This is a genomic window from Haladaptatus sp. W1, assembly GCF_001723155.1.
Lineage (GTDB): Archaea > Halobacteriota > Halobacteria > Halobacteriales > Haladaptataceae > Haladaptatus > Haladaptatus paucihalophilus.
Map to the genome: position 1 here is coordinate 1 of NZ_MEIH01000039.1, position 3043 is coordinate 3043.

General features: G+C 61.6%; 1 protein-coding gene and 3 pseudogenes. All 4 read left to right on the forward strand.

All coding sequences use genetic code 11. From position 1 onward, the window contains the following. A pseudogene (locus BG842_RS26970) lies at positions 1–251 on the forward strand (cell division protein FtsZ); the annotation flags it as partial. Beyond that, positions 250–1845, forward strand: a pseudogene (locus BG842_RS02335) (chromosome segregation protein SMC); the annotation flags it as partial. The pseudogenes BG842_RS26970 and BG842_RS02335, both read left to right, overlap by 2 nt. A gap of 290 nt (positions 1846–2135) precedes the next feature. Further along, positions 2136–2382, forward strand: a pseudogene (locus tag BG842_RS02340) (FAD-dependent oxidoreductase); the annotation flags it as partial. A gap of 105 nt (positions 2383–2487) precedes the next feature. Beyond that, positions 2488–3043, forward strand: a 556-nt coding sequence (locus BG842_RS02345) for a ribonuclease HI family protein (protein WP_069449531.1), incomplete at its 3' end; no start/stop codon positions are given.

Genomic DNA, 3043 nt, shown 5'->3' on the forward strand with positions numbered 1-3043 from the left:
TCATGAATCAGGGCGGCGTCGCCGTGATGCTCGTCGGCGAGACGCAGGACAAGAACAAGAGCGAAGAAGTGGTCCGCGACGCGATGAACCACCCGCTTCTCGACGTGGATTACCGTGGGGCATCCGGCGGTCTCGTCCACATCACGGGCGGTCCCGACTTGACGCTCAAAGAGGCCGAAGGAATCGCGGGCAACATCACGGAACGCCTCGAAGCCAACGCCAACGTCATATGGGGCGCGCGGATTCAGGAAAGCCGACCTCGCCGAGAAGAAAGACGCTCTGGAAGCCAAAAAGAGCGAGAAAAACGAGCGCCAGCGGGAGAAAGACCGCCTGCTGGACGAAGCGCGGCGGCGTTCGGACGCGGTGAACGAGAAGCAAAACGAACTCTCGTCGGCCCGCGAGCGGATTCCCGAACTCGAAACCGAACTCGGCGATTTGGCCGACGAACTGACGAAAGCCGAGCGAAACGCGGCGCAAATCGAGGACGTGGTGTCGGACCTGAAGGAAGAAAAGTCCGAACTCCAGTCCGACCTCGACGCGGTAGAAGGGAAGATACAGTCCAAACAGCAGGAGTACGCCAAACTGGATGCGCGGGCCAACGAGAGCGGCGATTCGTCGTTCGGCCGCGCCGTTTCAACGATTCTGAACGGCGGACTGGACGGCGTTCACGGCGCGGTGGCACAACTCGGAGGCGTGAACCAGCAGTACGCAACGGCCTGCGAGACGGCCGCGGGCGGCCGACTGGCGCAGGTCGTCGTGGACGACGACAACGTGGGACAGCGCTGTATCGAGTATTTGAAACAGCGAAATGCGGGCCGGGCGACCTTCCTGCCCATCACGAAGATGCAAAAGCGCCGCCTACCGTCCCTGCCCAACACGCCGGGCGTGGTCGATTTCGCGTACAATCTCATCGACTTCGATTCGGAGTACGCCTCGGTTTTCTCCTACGTCGTCGGCGACACGCTCGTCGTGGAGGACATGGAGACGGCCCGCGAGTTGATGGGCGACTTCCGCCTCGTGACGCTCTCGGGCGAACTCGTGGAGAAGAGCGGGGCGATGACCGGCGGTTCGACCAGTGGGTCGCGCTACTCGTTTTCTGCCTCCGGCAAGGGAAAAATCGAGCGCGTGGCGCGCCAGATAAACGAGTTGGAGGACGAGCGCCAGTCGATTCGACAGTCCATCAACGGCGTCGAAGAGCGGTTGGACGACGCCCGCGACCGGCAGACCGATGCGACGGACCAAGTTCGAAGCATCGAGAACGACATCGAACGGAAGGAGTCCGAACTCGAATCCATCGAGGAGCGCATCAGGTCGCTACAGGACGAAATCGAGGAGCTACAGGACGAACGCGAGTCGGTCACCGAGCGGATGGAGGAACTCGACGCCGAGGTGTCGGCCCACGACGAAACCATTGCGTCCATCGAGGAGGACATCGCGGACCTCGAAAGCGAACTCGCGGATTCGAAGATTCCCGAGCTGACGAGCGAGGCCGACGAGGTGAACGAAGAAATCGACGCGCTTTCGGACCGAATGGATTCGCTCGACGGCAAACTCAACGAACTGCAACTCGAAAAGCAGTACGCCGAGGACGCCATCGACGACCTCCACGACGAGGTGGAATCCGCACAGAACCGAAAAGCCGAGCAGGAAGAGCTGATTTCGGAACTCGAATCGGACATCGAGGAGCGAGAGGAAATCCTCGAAGAAAAGCGCGAGGCGGTATCGGAACTCGAAGAGGAACTGACCGAACTCAAGGACGAACGCGCCGAGTTGAAGGAGGAACTGCAGGAGGCGAAGTCGAAACGCGACACCCAGCAGTCGAAGGTCGAGGGCTGCCGACCGAGGGACCGCCGGAGGACGAGGAGTGGGCCGAACGAACGGGAGGAAGGGGACGCGGGTGTATCGGGTGACATTGTATACTGGAGGATGTGACAGTACCAAATACGTTGTGCATCAGTACGAGAGTTCGAGAGGCGCTCGAACCGCGGGATAACAGCAGTAGCGAACGCGCCCACGGCGATCCTTCTTCAGCGTTCATGCACGGAATTCCCTCGTTAGAGACCCGTCCGAAAAACGAAACCTCCCGGATTGCGGGGTCGTAAGACGTATTCCATGCGACAACGAACCCGTCTTTTATGATAGGTATCGTCGGCGGGGGAATCGCCGGATTGGCCGCCGCCTACCGCCTCCAACAGCACGGCTACGACGTGCAAGTATTCGAAGCGAGCGACGACCTCGGGGGACTCGCCGCGACCTACGAGACGAACGGGGACCGCATCGAGAAGTTCTATCACCACCTCTCCGCGTCCGAACAGACCATCCGACCTCATCGAGGAACTCGGACTGGACGACGATTTGGACTGGCCCATCGGCAAGAACGCCTCGCTTGACCACCGAGAACCTATATGCAGTGTGAGACCGGCCAACGAGATCATCAGAGAACGAGAATATGAGGGCCCGGAACCGACGTTCGAAGGGGAAAGTACCGTGACCGACAATCGCCTCCCGGCCGAACATCTCTCGCCGCTCGCCACGCTCGTCGACGGGGTACTCGCAGGCGTCGGCTACGAGATGGCGGCAGCCACCGACGCCATCAACGACGCTGTCCCCGGCTATGGCGGTCTATTCGACCCCGCAACCACCCCGTCCGAGTTGCGTCGCGCGCTCGAAAGCTTGCTGGCGTCGGGTCTCGCCCGGCCATCCGCCCCCGAGCCGACGAGCGACACACTCATCCTCTACGTTGACGGTAGTTCACGCGGCAACCCCGGCCCCGCAGGTGCGGGTGCCGTCATCATGGATGCTGCCGGGGAGGAGCTCGCCCGTCTCGGCCGACCCGTTGGCTCCAAGACGGGGAACAACACCGCCGAGTACATCGCCCTCCAACTCGGACTCTCCGAACTGTTGGTTCGCTACGAGCCACGCAGGCTGGAAGTGCGCATCGATTCGATGACGGTCATCCGAGATGTCTGGGGCGGCGATGACCCGACTGAACCGGGCGTCAAGACATACAGCGAGGCCGTTACGGCGGCACTGTCGAGCATTC